The 231-nt window shown below is 64.5% G+C and carries 1 protein-coding gene; it reads left to right on the forward strand.

The genetic code is table 11. The features are described from left to right. A partial coding sequence (locus tag I8J34_RS24500) for a transposase (protein WP_214364230.1) occupies positions 1-231 on the forward strand: 231 nt, incomplete at both ends.

Genomic DNA, 231 nt, shown 5'->3' on the forward strand with positions numbered 1-231 from the left:
CCTGGCAGTCGCGCCCGCTCGAGCCGATGTACCCGGTGGTGTTCTTCGATGCGCTGCGGGTCAAGATCCGCGAGGACGCGGTGGTACGCAACAAGGCGATCTACCTGGCGCTGGGCGTGCTGCCCGATGGCACGCGCGACATCCTGGGCTTGTGGATCGAGGGCACCGAAGGGGCCAAGTTCTGGATGAAGGTGTTCAACGACCTCAAGACGCGTGGGGTAGCCGACATTC

Origin of the sequence: Denitromonas iodatirespirans (assembly GCF_018524365.1) — a bacterium.
GTDB classification, from domain to species: Bacteria; Pseudomonadota; Gammaproteobacteria; order Burkholderiales; family Rhodocyclaceae; genus Nitrogeniibacter; species Nitrogeniibacter iodatirespirans.